Origin of the sequence: Streptomyces sp. NBC_00247 (assembly GCF_036188265.1) — a bacterium.
Classification (GTDB): Bacteria; Actinomycetota; Actinomycetes; order Streptomycetales; family Streptomycetaceae; genus Streptomyces.
Map to the genome: position 1 here is coordinate 7,024,785 of NZ_CP108093.1, position 17,487 is coordinate 7,042,271.

Annotated in this window: 15 protein-coding genes; 10 read left to right on the top strand and 5 right to left on the bottom strand. The window is 70.8% G+C overall.

The window, feature by feature from the left end; translation table 11 throughout:
• Positions 1-4 precede the first annotated feature (4 nt).
• The 5 genes from OHT52_RS29970 (at position 5) to OHT52_RS29990 (ending at position 6,016) form a co-directional block, all read left to right on the top strand.
• Complete coding sequence (locus OHT52_RS29970; RefSeq protein ID WP_328723308.1) at positions 5-1,654, top strand: sugar ABC transporter ATP-binding protein; 1,650 nt, start codon at positions 5-7, stop codon at positions 1,652-1,654.
• The gene (locus OHT52_RS29975; protein WP_327174041.1) at positions 1,651-2,625 is read left to right on the top strand and encodes an ABC transporter permease; all 975 of its coding nucleotides are present in this window, start codon (positions 1,651-1,653) and stop codon (positions 2,623-2,625) included. The genes OHT52_RS29970 and OHT52_RS29975 overlap by 4 nt, the downstream gene beginning before the upstream one ends.
• A complete protein-coding gene (locus OHT52_RS29980) occupies positions 2,622-3,686 on the top strand; it encodes an ABC transporter permease (RefSeq protein WP_328723309.1) in 1,065 nt (354 codons plus the stop codon). Before OHT52_RS29975 ends, OHT52_RS29980 begins: the two co-directional genes overlap by 4 nt.
• Positions 3,687-3,727: 41 nt before the next feature.
• The gene (locus OHT52_RS29985; protein ID WP_328723310.1) at positions 3,728-4,756 is read left to right on the top strand and encodes a LacI family DNA-binding transcriptional regulator; all 1,029 of its coding nucleotides are present in this window, start codon (positions 3,728-3,730) and stop codon (positions 4,754-4,756) included.
• Positions 4,757-4,939: 183 nt separating this feature from the next.
• A complete protein-coding gene (locus tag OHT52_RS29990) occupies positions 4,940-6,016 on the top strand; it encodes an aldose epimerase family protein (protein ID WP_328723311.1) in 1,077 nt (358 codons plus the stop codon).
• A gap of 79 nt (positions 6,017-6,095) precedes the next feature.
• Here OHT52_RS29990 and OHT52_RS29995 read toward each other — a convergent pair whose 3' ends face one another.
• Positions 6,096-9,116 (bottom strand): carbohydrate binding domain-containing protein, encoded by a 3,021-nt coding sequence (locus tag OHT52_RS29995; protein WP_328723981.1) that lies wholly within the window; start codon positions 9,114-9,116, stop codon positions 6,096-6,098.
• A 320-nt stretch (positions 9,117-9,436) separates the two neighbouring features.
• The gene (locus OHT52_RS30000) at positions 9,437-10,657 is read right to left on the bottom strand and encodes a Dyp-type peroxidase (protein WP_328723312.1); all 1,221 of its coding nucleotides are present in this window, start codon (positions 10,655-10,657) and stop codon (positions 9,437-9,439) included.
• A 319-nt stretch (positions 10,658-10,976) separates the two neighbouring features.
• Here OHT52_RS30000 and OHT52_RS30005 point away from each other — a divergent pair, with 319 nt between their 5' ends.
• Together OHT52_RS30005 and OHT52_RS30010 are read left to right on the top strand one after the other, a co-directional pair.
• Positions 10,977-12,182 carry a cytochrome P450 gene (locus tag OHT52_RS30005; protein WP_328723313.1) on the top strand — a complete coding sequence of 402 codons (1,206 nt, stop codon included), beginning with the start codon at positions 10,977-10,979 and terminating at the stop codon, positions 12,180-12,182.
• Between the two features lie 34 nt (positions 12,183-12,216).
• Entirely contained in the window at positions 12,217-13,347 is a 1,131-nt protein-coding gene (locus OHT52_RS30010; protein WP_328723314.1) for a type III polyketide synthase, read from the top strand.
• 103 nt (positions 13,348-13,450) lie between these two features.
• Here OHT52_RS30010 and OHT52_RS30015 read toward each other — a convergent pair whose 3' ends face one another.
• Positions 13,451-14,071, bottom strand: coding sequence for an L-threonylcarbamoyladenylate synthase (locus OHT52_RS30015; protein ID WP_328723315.1), 621 nt, complete (start codon positions 14,069-14,071; stop codon positions 13,451-13,453).
• A gap of 96 nt (positions 14,072-14,167) precedes the next feature.
• Between OHT52_RS30015 and OHT52_RS30020 the strand changes: the two genes are divergently transcribed.
• From OHT52_RS30020 to OHT52_RS30030, 3 genes are all read left to right on the top strand, one after another.
• Complete coding sequence (locus OHT52_RS30020) at positions 14,168-14,485, top strand: cupin (protein WP_328723316.1); 318 nt, start codon at positions 14,168-14,170, stop codon at positions 14,483-14,485.
• A gap of 169 nt (positions 14,486-14,654) precedes the next feature.
• Complete coding sequence (locus OHT52_RS30025) at positions 14,655-15,602, top strand: YihY/virulence factor BrkB family protein (RefSeq protein ID WP_328723317.1); 948 nt, start codon at positions 14,655-14,657, stop codon at positions 15,600-15,602.
• Positions 15,603-15,690: 88 nt separating this feature from the next.
• Entirely contained in the window at positions 15,691-16,320 is a 630-nt protein-coding gene (locus OHT52_RS30030; RefSeq protein WP_328723318.1) for a GNAT family N-acetyltransferase, read from the top strand.
• Between the two features lie 29 nt (positions 16,321-16,349).
• Here OHT52_RS30030 and OHT52_RS30035 read toward each other — a convergent pair whose 3' ends face one another.
• Both OHT52_RS30035 and OHT52_RS30040 read right to left on the bottom strand, forming a co-directional pair.
• The gene (locus tag OHT52_RS30035) at positions 16,350-17,213 is read right to left on the bottom strand and encodes a M12 family metallo-peptidase (protein WP_328723319.1); all 864 of its coding nucleotides are present in this window, start codon (positions 17,211-17,213) and stop codon (positions 16,350-16,352) included.
• A gap of 129 nt (positions 17,214-17,342) precedes the next feature.
• The gene (locus OHT52_RS30040) at positions 17,343-17,465 is read right to left on the bottom strand and encodes a hypothetical protein (RefSeq protein WP_328723320.1); all 123 of its coding nucleotides are present in this window, start codon (positions 17,463-17,465) and stop codon (positions 17,343-17,345) included.
• Positions 17,466-17,487 lie beyond the last annotated feature (22 nt).

Consider the following 17,487-nt stretch of genomic DNA (forward strand, 5'->3'; position numbering starts at 1 on the left):
ATTCATGGCACCACCCGAAGCAGTAACCCAGCCGCCCGAGCCCGTCGCATCCGCTCCGGGCCCCGCCCAGGAAGCCGGCACGGTCCTCGAAGCCCGCGGCGTCAGCAAGCGGTTCCCCGGCGTCGTCGCCCTGGACGACGTGTCGTTCTCCCTGAGGGCGGGGGAGACCCACGCCCTGGTCGGTGAGAACGGTGCCGGCAAGTCCACCCTCATCAAGGTGCTCACAGGGGTCTACCGGCCCGACGGCGGCGAACTCCGGATGAACGGCGGAGCCGTCCGCTTCGCCCGGCCCTTCGAGGCCCAGCAGGCCGGCATCTCCACCATCTACCAGGAGGTCAACCTCGTCCCGCTGATGAGCGTGGCGCGGAACATCTTCCTCGGGCGCGAGCCCAAGAACCGCTTCGGGCTGATCGACTTCGCCCGGATGCACCGCGAGACGACCGAACTGCTCGACGGCTTCGGCGTCCGCGCCGACCCCAAGCGTCCGCTGAACACCCTCGGCATCGGCACCCAGCAGATGGTCGCGCTCGCCCGCGCCGTCTCGGTCAACGCCCAGGTCGTCATCATGGACGAGCCCACCTCCTCGCTGGAGCCCCGCGAGGTCGAGACGCTCTTCCGCGTCATCGCCAACCTCCGTGAGCGCGGCATCGCCGTCCTCTACGTGAGCCACCGCATGGACGAGCTCTACCGCATCTGCGACCGGGTCACCGTACTGCGCGACGGTCGTCACATCCACACCGGTGACCTCGCCGACCTGAACCGGATGCAGCTCGTGTCGATGATGCTCGGCCGCGACATGGCCGAGGTCAAGCGGTCGGGCCTCACCAACTTCACCGAGGGCGGCCACGACACCACCCGTAAGCCGGTCCTCACCGCGGCCGGCGTCTCCAGCCGCCACCACCTCCACGACATCTCCCTGGAGTTGTACGGCGGAGAGGTGCTCGGACTCGGCGGCCTCCTCGGCTCCGGCCGCAGCGAGACGGCGAAGGCGCTCTCCGGCGCACTGCCCGTCGACGCCGGTGACATCACCGTCGACGGCAAGAGCCTCGGCCGGCTCACGCCGGCTGCCGCGATCAAGGCCGGCATCAGCCTCCTGCCCGAGGACCGCAAGGCCGAGGGCATCGTCCCCGGCCTGTCGGTGCGCGAGAACATCGTGCTCGCCGCGATGCCCCGCCTCTCCCGTGCCGGAGTCGTCTCCCGCGCCAAGCAGGACCGCGTCGTCGAGATCTTCATGAAGCGCCTGCGCATCAAGTGCTCCAGCCCCGAGCAGAAGGTCGGCGAACTCTCCGGCGGCAACCAGCAGAAGGTACTGCTCGCCCGCTGGCTCTGCCTGGAGCCCAAGGTCCTGCTCCTCGACGAGCCCACCCGCGGCATCGACGTCGGCGCCAAGGCGGAGGTCCAGAGCCTCATCGACGAACTCGCGGGCGAGGGCCTGGCTGTGCTGCTCATCTCCTCCGACATCGAGGAGCTCATCGAGGGCGCCGACCGCATCGTCGTCCTGCGCGGCGGAGCCGTGGCGGGCGAGCTCGCCGGCGACGAGGTGGCCGAGAGCCGGCTGCTCGAAGTGCTCGCCGACCACGCCCCGGACGCGTCGCCCACGAACGCGCCGGCCACGCCGGAGAAGACCCCGGTCGCACAGGAGGAACCCCGATGACCCAGGCCACCCTGGCCCCGCCCGCAGCGAACCCGCTGGCCCGGCTGCGCACCCCCGCGTGGTGGCAGGAGTACGGCGTCTACGCGGCCGTCGCCGTACTGCTGATCTTCAACGCGCTGTTCACCGACCACTTCATGACCACCGACAACCTGCGCACGCAGCTCGTCCAGGTCGCCCCCATCGTCATCGTCGCCCTGGGCATGGCCCTGGTCATCGGTACCGAGGGCGTCGACCTCTCGGTCGGCTCCACCATGGCGGTGGCCGCCGCCCTCCTTCCGCTCTACCTCGGGTACGGGCTGGTACCGGCGCTCGGCATCGCTCTGCTCGCCGGCGCGGTCGTCGGCGCGGTCAACGGATCGCTCGTCTCGCTCGTCGGGCTCCAGCCCATCGTCGCCACCCTCGCGCTCTTCGTGGGCGGCCGCGGCCTCGCCCTGGTGATGGCGGACGGCCAGCTCAAGCAGATCGAAAACCCCGACCTGCTCGCGCTCGGCACCGACTCCTTCCTCGGTATTCCGCTGGTCGTGCTCATCGCCGGCGTCCTCGCCGTCGCCGTGGCCTTCCTGATCGGGCGCACCACCTTCGGCCGCCAGGTCGTCGCCGTCGGCGGCAACCGCGCCGCCGCCAAACTCGCCGGACTGCCCGTCAAGCGTGTCCTCATCGGCGTCTACGTGCTCTGCGGCGTGCTGGCCGCGCTGGCCGGTGTGCTCGCCACGGCCCGGCTCACCGCCAGCGACCCGTCCTCGCTCGGCACCCTGATGGAGCTCTCCGCCATCACCGCCGTCGTGGTCGGCGGAACCCCGCTCACCGGCGGTTCCGTCCGCGTGCTCGGCACCGTCGCCGGAGCCCTGCTGATGCAGCTCCTGCGCGCCACTCTCGTCAAGCACGACCTGCCCGACTCCACCGCCCAGATCGCCCAGGCAGCCATCATCATCGCCGCCGTCTACGTCGCCCGGGAGCGCCGGTCCCGATGAACGAAACCTCCTCCGCCCCGGTGGCCCGGACCATGGCCCCGCAGACGAACCCCGCACCGGCCAAGGCGCCCGAGCTCCGGGACGGCGCCGGCTCCACCGGCCCCACCACGGGGCAGCGCGCCCTCGACATCCTTCAGCGCCAAGGCGTCCTCGCCGTGCTGATCGCCGTGATCGTCGTCGCCTCCTGCATCTACCCGACGTTCCACAGCCTGGACAACGCCCGCGGCGTCACCGTGCAGGCGTCCTTCCTCGCCGTGGTCGCCCTCGGCATGACCATGGTCATCATCACCGGCGGCATCGACCTGTCGGTCGGCTCCGTCTTCGCCCTCGGCGGCGTGCTCGCCGCCTGGGCCTCGCAGTACGGCTTCCTGCCCGCGCTGCTCGTACCGCTCGTGGTCTGCTCGGCGATCGGCCTGCTCAACGGGTTCCTCATCGCCCGTGCCGGAATGGCCCCCTTCATCGTCACCCTCGCCACTCTGCTCGGCGCCCGCGGTCTGCTGCTCTCCCTCACCGACGAGGGCGGCACCACCTACCTGGTACCGAAGGACTCGGCCTTCGCCGACCTGGGACAGGGCGACGTCTGGGGCTTCGGATACCCGCTCCTGATCGCCCTCGTCCTCTTCGGGATCGGCGGACTCGTCCTCCAGCGGACCTCGTTCGGACAGTCGATCTTCGCCGTGGGCGGCAGCAGCGACGCCGCGACCCTGATGGGCCTCCCCGTCGCCCGTACCAAGATCCTCGTCTACACCCTCAGCGGTCTGCTCGCCGGCCTCGCCGGCGCGCTGAACGCGGCCCGGCTCACCTCCGGCGTCACCATCGTCGGCGTGGGCATGGAACTCGACGCGATCTCCGCCGTCGTCATCGGCGGAACGCTGCTGGTCGGTGGCGCCGGATCGATCAGCGGAACCCTCTGGGGCGTGCTGCTGCTCGCCGTCATCCAGAATCTGATCAACCAGATCGGTACCCTCAACTCCTCCTACCAGTCGGTGGTCAGCGGCGGCTTCCTTATCGTTGTCGTGGTGGCGCAGCGCTATCTGGCGCGCAACCGCAGAACCACGTGAGCGGAGCCAACTCTCATAGCCGGACCGAGTGAAGGAGTGCCGTGGGCGTCAGCCTCAAGGACGTAGCGCAGCGGGCGGGCGTGTCGATCAAGACCGTGTCCAATGTGGTCAACAACTACCAGCACGTCACCCCGAAGATGCGTGCCAAAGTGCAGCAGGCGATCGACGAGCTCGGCTACCGGCCGAACCTCACCGCCCGCCACCTGCGCAAGGGCCGTACCGGCATCATCGCGCTGGCGGTCCCCGAGTTCGGCAACCCGTACTTCGCCGAACTGGCCGGAGCCGTCGTCGACGCCGCCGCCCGGCACGACTACACCGTGCTGGTCGACCACACGGCAGGGCTCCGCGAGAAGGAACTGCTGGTCAGCCAGGGGTTCCGGTCCCACGTGATCGACGGGCTCATCATGAGCCCGATCCATCTGGAGACCGAGGACCTGATGGCCCGCGAGGAGACCGCCCCCCTGGTCCTGCTGGGGGAGCGGGAGTACGAGGCCCCGTACGACCACATCGCCATCGACAACGTCGCCGCGGCCCGTACCGCGGTACGCCATCTGCTCGACCACGGACGCAGCAGGATCGCCTTCCTCGGATCCCGCACCGGCCGTGAACGCCAGCCCGCGCACCTCCGGCTGCGCGGCTGGCGCGAAGAGCTGACGGCCGCCGGCATCGAACCGGACGAAGCGCTGGTCGTGGTCACGGACGGATTCGGGCGTGAGGACGGAGCCATCGCGATGGCGTCCCTGCTCGACCGGGGCGAGCGGCCCGACGCGGTCTTCGCCTACAACGACCTGATCGCGATCGGGGCCATGCGCACCGTCACCGCGCGCGGGCTGTCCGTCCCGGACGACATCGCCTTCGTCGGCTTCGACGACATCGAGGAAAGCAGCTACGGCACCACCACCCTCACCACCATCGCCCCCGACAAGGAGGCCATCGCGCGCCTCGCGGTCGACAGCCTCGTCGAGCGCCTCGGAGGCGTACCGGTGAGCGAACCCCGGCGCCCGCGCCCCGGCTACCGGCTCGTCGTCCGCGAGTCGACGGCCCCCGGGCCGTCCGGCCCGGCCGCCTGACCGGGCCGCCCGGCCGGCGCGCGCCGGGGCACCGCGCCCCGGCGGCCCGGGCCGTCCCGCCGACGGCCCGGACCCGGTCCGCGCGGCCACCCCCACCCGTCCACGACGGCCGTCGGCCGCCGTCCCTCCGGCCGACCGCTGCGCCACCCGTACCGGCCGGCCGCATTCCACCAAGGAACGCCGATGCCCCGCCCCACCGCGCACCGCACCCCCTTCGGTACCGCTCCCGGAAACGCCGAAGCAGACCTCTGGACGCTGGATTCCGGAACCGGAGTGCGGGCCGAAGTCCTCACCTACGGAGGGATCCTGCACCGCCTCACGGTGCCGGACACCCATGGCGAGAGCCGACAGATCGTCAGATCCCTTTCGGCGATGGACGAATACGCGAAGGACCACCCCTACTTCGGGGCGCTCGTGGGCCGTTACGCCAATCGCATCGCGCACGGCAGCTTCGCGCTCGACGGCACCACCCACGAGATCCCCGTCAACGACCGCGGCCACGCCCTGCACGGCGGACCCGAGGGCTTCCACACGAGAGTCTGGGAGGCGACCTCCCGGGAGGACGGCGACGCCGCCTTCGTCGACCTGCGTCTGCACAGCCCCGACGGCGACATGGGCTTCCCAGGGGCCCTGGACGTCCGTGCCACGTACGCCGTCGACGCCTCGGGCACCTTCTCGCTCGACTGCACCGCGACCACCGACCGGGTCACCGTCGTGAACCTCACCCAGCACGCCTACTTCAACCTGGGCGACGACGACGTCCTCGGGCACACCCTCCAGGTCGACGCCGACCACTACCTCCCCGTGGACGCCGAGGGCATTCCCGAGGGGGACCCCGCCGAGGTGCTCGGCACGCCGTTCGACCTCACCGGCCCTCAGGTGCTCCGCGAGCGCCTCTCCCTTCCGCACGAGCAGCTCGCCTCGGCCGGCGGCTTCGACCACTGCTGGGTCCTGCGCGACGCGGCCCCCGGCGACGGCCTGCGCCGCGCCGCCCGGCTCACCGCGCCCGACGCATCCCGCGTGATGGAAGTGTGGACCACCGAACCGGGCATCCAGGTCTACACGGGCAACCTGCTGGACGGTACCTTCACCGACGGCGAGGGCCGGGTGCACGACCGCCACGGCGCGGTCTGCCTGGAGACCCAGCACCTGCCCGACTCGCCCAACCGCGCCGCCTTCCCCACCACCGTCCTGCGCCCCGGCCAGACGCTCCACACCCGCACGGAGTGGCGTTTCCCGCACCTGACCGTGCCCCGCTAGCCCGCCCCGCACACGCGAGAGAGCGCCGGTACGGCCCCGACCACGGGCCCGTACCGGCGCTCCCCTGCGAACCGCTGTCCTACTTCAGGTACGGCCCCGCGGTGCCGACCTGGCCGGGAGCGGCGTTCTTGCCCCCCAGGTCGAGCACGTACACCCGCATGTCGCCCTTGCCCGGCGCGGCCACCGTGAGAGTGCCGTCGGACACGGTCCGCACGGCCCCGGTGACCGCGTCCTTGTAGGTGCCGTTCGGGATCCCGGTGTACGAGGCGCCGCCGGTGACGGTCACCAGGGCGAAGGAGTCGACTCCGCTCGCCGCGTCGGTGTACCGGCGCTTGTAGGCCATCGAACCGCTGATGCCCTCCGTGGAGTACTGGCCCATCTGGAGCGCCGGGACCGCCCGCCGGATCTGGTTGAGCCGCTGCACGTGCTTGACCAGCGGCTGTGCGAGGGTGTCCGCCACCGCACCGCTCGCCGAGGAGACCTTGCTGAAGTCCGAGGCCGTCACGTCACCGGCGATGCGGTCGCCGAAGTACGCCCGCCCGGTGGTCGCCAGCGGGCAGGTGGGCCCGCAGTCGATCTTCTTCCCCGCCTGGAACTCGACCTCGGAGCCGTAGTACAGGGTCGGGATGCCGCGGAACGTCCACATCAGGGCCATGTTCTCCGCCCAGGCGTCCGTGCCGCCCGCGTACCGCTCACTGCTCTTGTTGGGGCCGTAGTCATGGCTGTCGACGTAGACGACGTTGTAGGTGGCGTCGTTGTAGCTGTCGTCGGAGTCCTTGCCGTTGCTGTAGGCGTTGTTGGCGTCACCGAAGTTCATGTGCATCCGCATGTCGATGACGTTCATCCCGGAGAACTGGCTGTGGTCCGGCGTGTGGTAGCTGTTCCCCTTCAGGAAGGCGTTGTCGGAGACCGGCTGCTGCCCGGTGCCCAACTGCTCCTCGTAGTTGTACATCTCCAGCGAGGCGGCGGCGTCGTCGGCGCTGTACTCCTTGCGCTCCTTCCAGGTGAAGAACTGCGCCGAGTGGTTGACCGAGCCCCGGTTCCACTTGTCGTTGACGAAGGCGCCGACCTCACCGAAGACGAAGAAGTTCTTCGCGGCTTCGGCGCCGAACCGCGAGGTGACGCGCTCCTGGATCGCCGGCAGGAAACGGCGGTTCCAGGTGGTGCGGGGGATGTGCACGGCGGTGTCGATCCGGAAGCCGTCGACTCCCATGTCGATGTACTTGTCGTAGGCGCCGATCAGGTAGTTCTGCACCGGGGCGCTCTCGGTGTTGAAGTCCGCGAGGTCCTCGTGGAGCCAGCAGCTGCGCGAGTCCTCGCCCTCCCAGTTGCCGATCCAGCAGTTGTGGTAGTACGCCTTCGGGAACATCCCGGAAGTGGCGTTCGGCCACTGGCAGTTGTAGACCTTGTAGCCCTCGGCGGAGGTACCGCCCGTGGGCTTGCCCCAGTTGAGGCAGGTGTTGCCCGCCGGTTCGGCGGTCGACCACAGGTCGCCGTTGTAGTAGGACTTGCCCGACTTCGTCTCGACGGTCAGGCCGTCGTACTCGAAGCCCTCGTTCTTCTCGTCGTAGTACCAGCTCCACTGGGAGTCCCGCACGCCGTAGACCGTCGGGGTGAACAGGCCCTTGGCGCCCCACCGGGAGGAGTGGTTGTAGACGACGTCCTGGTAGATCTTCATCCCCTTGGCGTGCGCCGCGTTGATGAGGTCCTGGTAGGAGGCGCCGGCGGACTCCAGGCGCGGGTCGACCTTGTAGAAGTCGTAGCCGTGGTAGCCGTGGTAGTCGTAGTCCGACCGGTTGAGCACCACCGGTGTGATCCAGATGGCGGAGAAGCCCAGCCCCTTGATGTAGTCGAGCTTCTTGACCAGGCCCTTGAAGTCGCCCCGGAACATGGGGTCGTTGTTGGCCGCGTTGCCGGACTTCACGTCCTGGCTGCCGCCCCGGTCGTTCGTGCTGTCACCGTCGTTGAAACGGGCGGTGAGGACGAAGTAGATCGGGTCCTTGCGCGGGTCGGTGCCCAGCGGCTGCCCCGAGGCCGCGACGGGCGGCTTGTCACCGGTGGTGGCGGTCGCCGCCGCGGAGGCCGCCGAGACGTTGCCCGCGGCGTCCACCGCCTTGACGGTGTAGCTGTACGCGGTCCGCTCCTCAAGTCCCGTGTCGGAGAACACCGTGGAGCCGGTGTCCGCCACCAGGGAGCCCTTCGTCCCGCCGGTACGGGTGACCTGGTACTTCGTCACGCCCACGTCGTCCGTGGAGGGTTCCCAGGTCAGGACCACCGAGACGCCGTCCGCGGCGGCCGCCGTCTTCGCCGGGGCCGACGGGGCCGTGGTGTCCGGTACCGCGGCGGCGCACGGATCGGCCGCGCCCGAGGTGACCTTGTGGTCCTTCACCGTGGAACGCCCGCTCACCAGAGCGTAGTTGGACCCGTTGTTGTTGTCCCAGACTCCGTTGCCGTTGTTGAACGTGGCGTTGAGCGCCGTGGACGTCCCGAGGTCGACGGTCCGCTTCACCCACCCGGTGCAGGCCGCCTCCATGCCCACCCCGGGGACGGTGGTCCACGCGCCGCCCACCGGCTGGTAGTGGAGGTTGGTGGTGGTCCAGCCGACCGTGGCGGTGGAGTAGTAGACCTCTGCGCCGTTCGTGCCGGTCGGCGAGGGGCTCGGAGTCGTACCGCTGTCCGCGCACGGGTCGCTGTGGGCCACCACGCCGTCCTTGACCGTGATGTTCCCGGTGCCGAGCGCGTAGTTGTTGCCGGAGTTGTTGTCCCAGACGCCCTGGCCGTTGTTGAAGGTCGCGGCCAAACCCGTGGCGCTGCCGAGCGGAACGGTCAGTTTCACCCAGTCCGTACAGGCGGCGGTCATCGCCGTACCCGGCACGGTGGTCCAGGAGCCGCCGTCGGGTGCCCAATGGAGTTTGTACGCCGACCAGTTCTTCGTCTTCGTCCAGTAGAAGACGGTCGCCGAGTTCTCGGAGGCGGCGACCGGAGCCACGGACGACGGCTGTGGGGTCTCGGGTATCGCGGTGAGCAGGCCCAGCAGAGCGGTCGCTGTCGCGGCCGCCGCCACGGGGCGTCTCAGCAGCCGTAGGGGGGAGCGTTTCATCATGTCTCCAGGGGGAGGCCGTGGCGGGGGAGGCCGCGGCTGCCGACAACGCCGGTGTCCGGTAAGGGCACCGGCCGAGATCCCGCCGGAGAACCCGGACGCGCCTCGGGGTTCGGGCGAGCGGAAAGAAACCGATGGCAACAGCTGTCAGAATCTTTCTGCAATCTCTTGCGTCCAGAAAATTACCCGTGCATGTCAGGTTCGTAAAGAGTTCTGACAGCTACGGCCCCGGAAGGGGCGCCGCACCCGCGGTCGCTCCTCCCGGGGCCGTAGCTGTCCGTCGGCTCCCCGTTCGGTCAGCCTCAGCCCTTCAGGAGGCCTCAGGGCTTCAGCAGGCTCGCCCCGATCTTGTCGCTCGCGTCCCTCACGCCGGGCAGCACCAGGAAGTAGCCGCCGCCCCGCGTGACGGTGAAGTCCGCGAGGCGCTCGCCGTCCAGACGCCGCTGAACCGCCTCGAACTGCCGCGCGATGTCCTGCTGGTAGCAGCAGAAGTTGAGCCCCACGTCGAGCCCGCCGTCGGGCGCCAGACCGCGGTCGAAGTTGTAACTGCGCCGCAGCGGGAGCGAGTCGGCCGTCTCCGGGGTTCGCGGGTTCGCCCGGCGGATGTGCGAGTCGAAGGAGATCTTCCGGCCGTCCGGGTCCGACCGGTAGTCGGGAACGTCCGTCTCCTTGGTGCCGGTCAGCGGAGCGCCGGTCGCCTTGTTCCGGCCGAAGGCGCGCTCCTGCTCGGACACCGGCAGCCGGTCCCAGGCCTCGACACGCAGCCGGGTGATCCGCAGCACCTGATAGCAGCCGCCCCGGGCCCACGCGGGGGTTCCGCCCCGCGAACCCAGCCAGAGCACCCGGTCCATCTCGCGCTCGGACTTCGTGTCCGGGTGGGAGATGCCGTCCTTGAAGCCGACGATGCTGCGCGGCGCGCCGCTCGGCCGGGGCGGGTTGAGGAACCCGTCGCTCCGCCACCTCGGGGCCGCCAGCCCCCGCAGCGCCAGTTGCAGATCACGCATCACCTCCAGGACGGCGTCGGGGTGCTCCGCGCAGACCTGGACCGACAGGTCACCGTGGCAGGACGCGGGGTCGAGGTCGTCCCCGGGGAAGGCGGGCATCGTCCGCAGTCCCGCCGGACGGCGCCCCTGAAGTCCGAAGCGCTCGTCGAAGAGGGACGCCCCGACGCCGACCGTGACGGTCAGGCGGTCGTCGGGGCCACCCTGCCCGGCGCCGGAGGTGAGGGCTCTCGCCCGCTGCGTCACCACGTCGAAGACGCGGACCAGCGCGCTCCGGTCCGTGCCGACGAGGTCCAGCGCGACGAACGCGGCGAACGCCTGCTGCGGTGTCACGACGCCCGCCTGGTGCGGCCCGTGGAACGGCACCGCGGCCTTCCGGGCCGCGGCCGGCGCCCCCTCGGGCCGCCCCGCCGGTGCCGCGAAGGCGTCGGGCGCGCCCGCCACCGCCCCGGCGAGACCGACCCCCGTCAGCACGAACCCCCGGCGTCCGTGGAGGTTGTGCGTGCCGGCGGGGATCGGACGGTCGTCGATGTCTGTCATGGTCGCGCCTCTTCCACGTGCTCGATGTGTCTGGCCGGGCCGTGTCCGACCGTCCCCTGCCGGGCCGATCCGACGCGGTGGTCGGACACGGCCCAGTGAGCCTTACCAGCGAGGCGTGCGCCCGGGCGCGAATTCATTCCTGCGCGTCACCGCCGTGCGCCCTTCGGTCCCGCGCGCCGACCTCACCACCCCCTGATCGGGCGACTACTCAGCGTGGTGAACATGTTTCGGAGGGTAACGGGAATACAGCCGGGGTCCGGACCCGGCAGGGGACGGATCCGCCCTTGAATCAGCCGGCCCGGTCCCTGGGAGAACCTCGGTGGAGAACACGGAAACCGTACGCAGCTGCCCCTTCGACTTCGCGCACCGGCTGGAGTTCGACCCCCAGCTCAAGGAGCTGCTGACCACCGCGCCGGTGTCCCGCATCAGGATGCCGTACGGCGAGGGGGACGCCTGGCTGGTCACCCGGTACGAAGACGTGCGGACGGTCACCACCGACCGGCGTTTCAGCCGCAGCGCCGTGACCGGACGGGACTTCCCGCGGATGACCCCCGAACCCATCGTCCAGGACGAGGCCATCAATCTCATGGACCCGCCGGCCAGCAGCAGGCTCCGCAGCCTGGTGGCGAAGAGCTTCACCGCCCGGCGGATCGACGCCATGCGGACGGGCACCCAGCGCATCGTCGACCGACTGCTCGACACCATGGAGGACGGCGCGACCACCGCCGACTTCATGAAGGCGGTCGCCGCGCCCTTGCCGCTCGTGACCATCTGCGAGGTGCTCGACATCCCCGAGCCCGACCGGCCCTGGCTCCGCTCGCACGCCCTCACCATGATGAACGTCGGAGCGGCCGGCAAGGAGGACGCGATCCGTGCCAAGGCCGAACTCCGCGCCTACTTCGGTGAACTCACCGCCCGCCGCCGCCGCTCGCCCGGCGAGGACCTCATCAGCACACTCGCCACCGCCCGGGACGGAGACGAACTCCTCGGCGACGACGAACTGACCGTCATGGCCATGGTCCTGCTCATCACAGGACAGGACACCACCACCTATCAACTCGGCAACATCGCCTACTCGTTGCTCACCCGGCCCGAACTGGCACGCACCCTGCGCGACTCCCCGGAACGCCTGCCCCGCACCCTGGAGGAACTCCTCCGCCACATTCCGTTCCGCAAGGGCGTCGGCATCCCCCGGGTCGCCCTGGTGGACGTGGAACTCGGTGGCGTCAGCATCCCCGCCGGCGACGTGGTGCACGTGTCCTACCTGACCGCCAACCGCGACGCCGGGAAGTTCGAGCGACCGGACGACCTGGACCCCGACCGGCCGTCCATCCCCCACATGACCTTCGGCTGGGGAGCCCACCACTGTCTCGGAGCCCCGCTCGCCACGATGGAACTGGAGACCGCGTTCTCGTCGCTGCTCCGCCGGTTCCCGGACCTGCGCCTCGACGTGTCCGCGGAGGACATCCGGTGGAACACCACGTCGATCTGGCGCTACCCGCTCGCCCTGCCCGTCACGTGGTGACGAGAGCCTCCGCTCCCGGACTTGAGGAGACCCCATGGCGACCCTGTGCCGCCCGGCCATCGCTGTGCCCGAACACGTCATCACGATGCAGCAGACCCTGGACCTCGCCCGCGAGACCCACGACGGCCACCCCCAGCGCGACCTGGTCCTGAGGCTCATCCGCAACACCGGCGTCCGGACCCGCCACCTCGTCCAGCCGATCGAGGAGACGCTGCGCCACCCCGGCTTCGAGGTGCGCAACAAGGTGTACGAGGCCGAGGCCAAGAAGAGGGTCCCAGAAGTGGTGGGGCGGGCACTGGAGTACGCCGAGGTCGAGGCCGCCGAGATCGACCTCATCGTCTACGTCTCCTGCACGGGCTTCATGATGCCGTCGCTGACCGCCTGGCTGATCAACACCATGGGCTTCCGGCCGGAGACCAGGCAGCTGCCGATCGCCCAGCTCGGCTGCGCGGCGGGCGGGGCGGCCATCAACCGTGCCCACGACTTCTGCCGTGCCTACCCGCAGTCCAACGTCCTCATCGTGTCCTGCGAGTTCTGTTCGCTCTGCTACCAGCCCGCCGACATCGGGGTCGGATCTCTGCTCTCGAACGGCCTGTTCGGCGACGCCGTCTCGGCGGCCGTCGTCCGCGGCGAGGGCGGTACCGGGATGCGTCTGGAACGCAACGGCTCGCACCTGGTGCCCGGCACCGAGGACTGGATCTCCTACGCGGTCCGTGACACCGGCTTCCACTTCCTGCTGGACCGGCGGGTCCCCGGCACCATGGAAATGCTCGCGCCGGTCCTGCGGAACCTGGTCGACCTGCACGGATGGTCCGTGCAGGCCATGGACTTCTTCATCGTGCACGCGGGCGGCCCGCGCATCCTCGACGACCTCTGCCACTACCTCCAGCTCCCGCCGGGGATGTTCCGCTACAGCAGGGCCACCCTCACCGAGCGGGGCAACATCGCGAGTTCGGTGGTCTTCGACGCGCTGGCCCGGCTCTTCGAGGACGGCGGCGCCGAGGACGCCGCGCAGGGACTCATCGCCGGATTCGGGCCAGGCATCACGGCGGAGTGCGCGGTCGGACGCTGGGTGCGCCGGCCCGAGCACGACCTCGGCCGGGCGGACACACACCTGGCGTCGAGCGGTGTGCTGCCCGCGCCGGGCGGCGCGCTGCTCGGCTGAGCCGTCCGGCGGGAACGGCCGCACACCCCCGTGCCGCACACCCCCGTGCCGCACACCCCCGTGCGGCACACGGGACCGTGCGGGACAGCCGGACGCCACACACTCACTCGAAGCGGGAGATGTCTCCCGCACCCTCGCGCACGATGGTGACCTCGCCGTCCGAGAAGTCGATGACCGTCGTCGGTTCCGTACCGCAGTCGCCGGAGTCCAGCACGGCGTCCACCTCGTGGTCGAGCCGTTCCTTGATCTCCCAGCCCTGCGTCAGCGGCTCCTCCTCGTCCGGCAGCAGCAGCGTGCTGGAGAGCAGCGGCTCGCCCAGCTCGCTCAGTAGTGCCTGGACCACGGCGTGATCGGGGATGCGGACGCCCACGGTCTTCTTCTTCGGGTGCAGCAGCTGACGCGGCACCTCCTTCGTCGCGGGCAGGATGAAGGTGTACCGGCCGGGCGTCGCCGCCTTGATCGCACGGAAGACGTCGTTGTCGATCTGAACGAACTGGCCCAGCTGGGCGAAGTTCTCGCACACCAGAGTGAAGTGGTGGCGGTCGTCGAGACGGCGGATCGAACGGATGCGGTTGATCCCCTCCCGGCTGCCCAGCCGGGACCCCAGGGCGTAGCAGGAGTCCGTCGGGTACGCGACCAAGGCGTCGGAACGGATGAGACCGGCCACCGTGCTGATCGTGCGTCGCTGAGGGTTCTCGGGATGCACGTCGAAATACTTAGCCATCCGCCGAGTCTACGGGGTGCGTCGCGCCGCCCCACGAGGTCCGTGCGACGCCACGCTCCGGCGGCGGCCCCGCGCGTGCTGCGGCAGAGTGGCGGTATGAACGACCTCAACGCCCTCGCGGACGAGCACCTCGCCGCGGCGCGCAGTTCCCCCCACGGGCGCAGCGCGCACCGTCTGCTCCAGCAGCCTCCGCTGCGGCAGACGGTGATCGCCCTCACTTCCGGTTCCTCGCTGGACGAGCACAACGCACCGCTCGCCGCCTCCCTCCAGGTGCTCCGCGGCGCGGTCCGCATCACCGCGCCCTCCGGTGACGTGGAACTGACCGCCGGCGGCCTGGGCGCGATCCCGAGGGAGCGGCACGGGCTGCTGGCGCTGGAGGACGCCGTCGTTCTCCTCACGGCCGTCAACGACTGACGGGCGACGGCGTCCCCGCGCCGGCGGCGGCCGCAACCGGACGCGCGGGGTGGCGGTGTACTCCCGCGAAACGGAGGCATGAGAGAAAGGACGGCACCGTCCACGTGCCCGTGCGACCAGCACGGGTCTCCGGTGTGTCCCATCCCGACCACGTCCCCCGGAGCGACGCGTGTTCCGCAAGTCCGTTGCCCCTGCCCGCGAGGCGGGCGGCGCCCACCCGGCCGGCCGCGCCGCCGCCTGGTCCGCCGCGCTGCGGCGGACCCCCGTCTCACTGTGGAACGACGACATATCCGACTGGGCGGCCGCTCAGACGTACTACGCCATCCTCGCCCTGCTGCCCGCCCTGCTGGTCACGGTCTCCGTCATCGGGCTGGCCAGCCCCGGCGCCACCGCCGCGCTGATCGCGGACATCACGGCCTTCGCTCCGGCGGAGTCCGGCGCGGCGCTGCGGCAGCCGCTCCTGGCCGCGACCGAGCAGCGCGCCGCGGGCTGGGTCCTGGTCGCCACCGGCAGCGTCAGCGCGGTCTGGTCGGCCTCCAGCTACCTCGCGGTCTTCCGCCGGGCCCTGCACGCCATGCACCACGAGCGCGACACCCGGCCCGCGCTGCGCAACGCGCACACCATCGTCGCCTCGGCGATCGGGCTGCTCCTCCTGATGCTGACCAGCGCGTTCGTGCTGGTGCTCACGGGGCCGCTCGCCCGCTGGGCGGCCCGCCGGATCGGGCTCGCGGAAGCGGGACAGACCCTGTGGTGGTTCCTCAAGTGGCCCGTCCTGCTGGTGCTGGTCACCTGTCTCATCACGGTCCTCTTCCGGACGGGGCCGCGTTCGGTGCGCGGCACGCGGCAAGGGCTGCCCGGCGGGGTGCTCGCGGCCGTGCTCTGGCTCGTCGCCTCCGCGGGATTCGCGCTCTACGCCACGCACGTCGGCACCTACAGCCGGCTGTACGGCTCGCTCGCCGGACTTGTCGTCTTCCTCATCTGGGTGTGGTTCACCAACCTGGCCCTGCTGGCCGGAGCGCAGTTCAACGCCGAGCTGGCGGCGGAGCGGAAAGCCCGGAGCGTCCGTCCGTCGGTGCCGCCGCAAGGCTCCGGTCAAGGGGCCGCCGGGGAAGCCTGACCGGTCGGCGGGGAGCGTCCGCTCGGACGCGCCGGGCGCCGTTGCGCGGACCTTGTGGGAGCGCTCCCAGGGTGGCATGCTCCCCGCCATGGGACAGCTCGCGTACATACGCTCGTACCGACCCGGCGACCGCGCCGCGCTCGCCGACATCTGTGTCCGGACCGCCGACAACGGTGGTGACTCCCGGCATCTGTACGCCGATCAGGAGCTGATGCCCTCGCTGTTCGCCGCACCGTACGCGTACCTCGAACCCGATCTGGCGTTCGTACTGGACGACGGTTCGGGCCAGGCGGTGGGTTACGTCCTGGGCACGGCCGACACCACGGCGTTCGCCGCCGCCTTCCGGGAGCGCTGGCTGCCGCTGGTGGCCGGCCGGTTCCCGGCCTCCGGAGAACCGCCCACCACGCCGGCCGAGGAGATGATCGCGCTCCTGCACCGCCCCGAGCACATGCTCGGCCCACAGGTCGCCGACTACCCCGCCCATCTGCACATCGACCTCCTGCCGCCCTGGCAGCGCAAGGGCCACGGACGGGAGTTGATGCGCGCGTTCCTCGACGCGCTGCGGGCCAAGGGGATCGCCGACGTGTACCTCTCGATGCTGACGGCGAACAAGCCGGCCAGGCACTTCTACGACCGGCTCGGGTTCCACGAGATCGACGTGCCCGACCCCGGGGTGCTGACCTATCTGGGCCGGAGCACCGACAGCGCGGGGCTGTAGGGCGGCGTGGGGCCGCGGGGCGCGCCGGTTCACGGCGCGGTGCGGTACCCGGCCACGATCGCCATCGTCTCCCGCAGCACCCGGGCACTGTCGTTGGCCGCGTCTCCGAGGCGCCGTCCCTTCCACGTGCCCTCGGCACTGGAGAAGCGGCTGACGCGGCGGCAGCCGTCACCGCAGGAGGACCGGTAGGCCATGATCGTGTAGTACTCGCGGTCCTCGGTGACCCAGCCGGTGTTGTACGGGCGGGTGCTGCTGACCTGCATGGCGCCCTCGGACCCGTCGGCGAGCGTCGTTCGGTCGTGGGCCAGGCCCAGGTTGTGGCCGATCTCATGGCTGGCCGAGTCGAGCACGATGCCCTGGACGTCCACCACCGCGTAGGCGTACGCGTCCGAGGAGGCGGTCAGGTCCGGGGTGTAGTCCCCGGTGCCGCCGCCCCGGCCGGACGCGTCCACCACGAGCGTCACCAGGTCGGCGCCGTAGCGGTCGCGGCGCTGCCGGGCCCTCGGTCCCAGGGCGGGGTCGTCACCCTCGCGGAGCCCGTCGTACGCGGGGTCGAACTCGTCGGAGCCCTCGTACCCCTTCGCCGTGTACGGGTGGACGATCCGGATGGAGCCGCAGACCTCGCTCGCGAGCAGGGACTCGTTCATCCGGGTGGCGATCTCCTGCGCCGACACCTGTACCCGGTGTGCGCCACCCACGGCTGCCGCGGCCTTCGGCGTGTACACGGCCAGTACGTCCACCACCGGGCAGCGGCCGGCCGGCCGGTCCGGCGCCTCGTGGGTGAGGCTCGTCGCGGTCCCCCGGCTGGAGCCCGTGCCTCCTGCCGCGGGCGCCAAACCGAGGGCGGCGACGAGTGGGAGGGACCAGGCCGCCTTGAGCGCGGTCGCGGGCATGGGGCGCGTCCTTTCGGGGCGGGGCGGGGTGGAGCGGTCGCCAAGAGTGTTTCGTGATCGGCGGGTCGCGAAACCGTGCACCCGGACCCGCCGCGGCCGGTCCGGCCGGGGCGGGTCCGGGTGCACGGTTCAAGTGGGCTGCGTGGAGGGGGAGTCGAGGCCGCCCTTGCGCTGCTCGGGGCCTTCCCCGGGCGCACCGGCCGCCGGTCCGAAAAGCGAGGGGTGCAGCGAGGAGGAGTTGGGCAGGTACATCTGTGCGAAGGGGTGGACGACT

Excerpts from the sequence above, each read along its gene's own strand:
- OHT52_RS30015 (WP_328723315.1), bottom strand. The coding sequence starts at position 14,071 with ATGGCTAAGTATTTCGACGTGCATCCCGAGAACCCTCAGCGACGCACG.
- OHT52_RS29995 (WP_328723981.1), bottom strand. The coding sequence starts at position 9,116 with ATGAAACGCTCCCCCCTACGGCTGCTGAGACGCCCCGTGGCGGCGGCC.
- OHT52_RS30010 (WP_328723314.1), top strand. The coding sequence starts at position 12,217 with ATGGCGACCCTGTGCCGCCCGGCCATCGCTGTGCCCGAACACGTCATC.
- OHT52_RS29975 (WP_327174041.1), top strand. The coding sequence starts at position 1,651 with ATGACCCAGGCCACCCTGGCCCCGCCCGCAGCGAACCCGCTGGCCCGG.
- OHT52_RS30030 (WP_328723318.1), top strand. The coding sequence starts at position 15,691 with ATGGGACAGCTCGCGTACATACGCTCGTACCGACCCGGCGACCGCGCC.
- OHT52_RS30035 (WP_328723319.1), bottom strand. The coding sequence starts at position 17,213 with ATGCCCGCGACCGCGCTCAAGGCGGCCTGGTCCCTCCCACTCGTCGCC.
- OHT52_RS30040 (WP_328723320.1), bottom strand. The coding sequence starts at position 17,465 with ATGTACCTGCCCAACTCCTCCTCGCTGCACCCCTCGCTTTTCGGACCG.
- OHT52_RS29970 (WP_328723308.1), top strand. The coding sequence starts at position 5 with ATGGCACCACCCGAAGCAGTAACCCAGCCGCCCGAGCCCGTCGCATCC.
- OHT52_RS29990 (WP_328723311.1), top strand. The coding sequence starts at position 4,940 with ATGCCCCGCCCCACCGCGCACCGCACCCCCTTCGGTACCGCTCCCGGA.
- OHT52_RS30020 (WP_328723316.1), top strand. The coding sequence starts at position 14,168 with ATGAACGACCTCAACGCCCTCGCGGACGAGCACCTCGCCGCGGCGCGC.
- OHT52_RS30000 (WP_328723312.1), bottom strand. The coding sequence starts at position 10,657 with ATGACAGACATCGACGACCGTCCGATCCCCGCCGGCACGCACAACCTC.
- OHT52_RS29980 (WP_328723309.1), top strand. The coding sequence starts at position 2,622 with ATGAACGAAACCTCCTCCGCCCCGGTGGCCCGGACCATGGCCCCGCAG.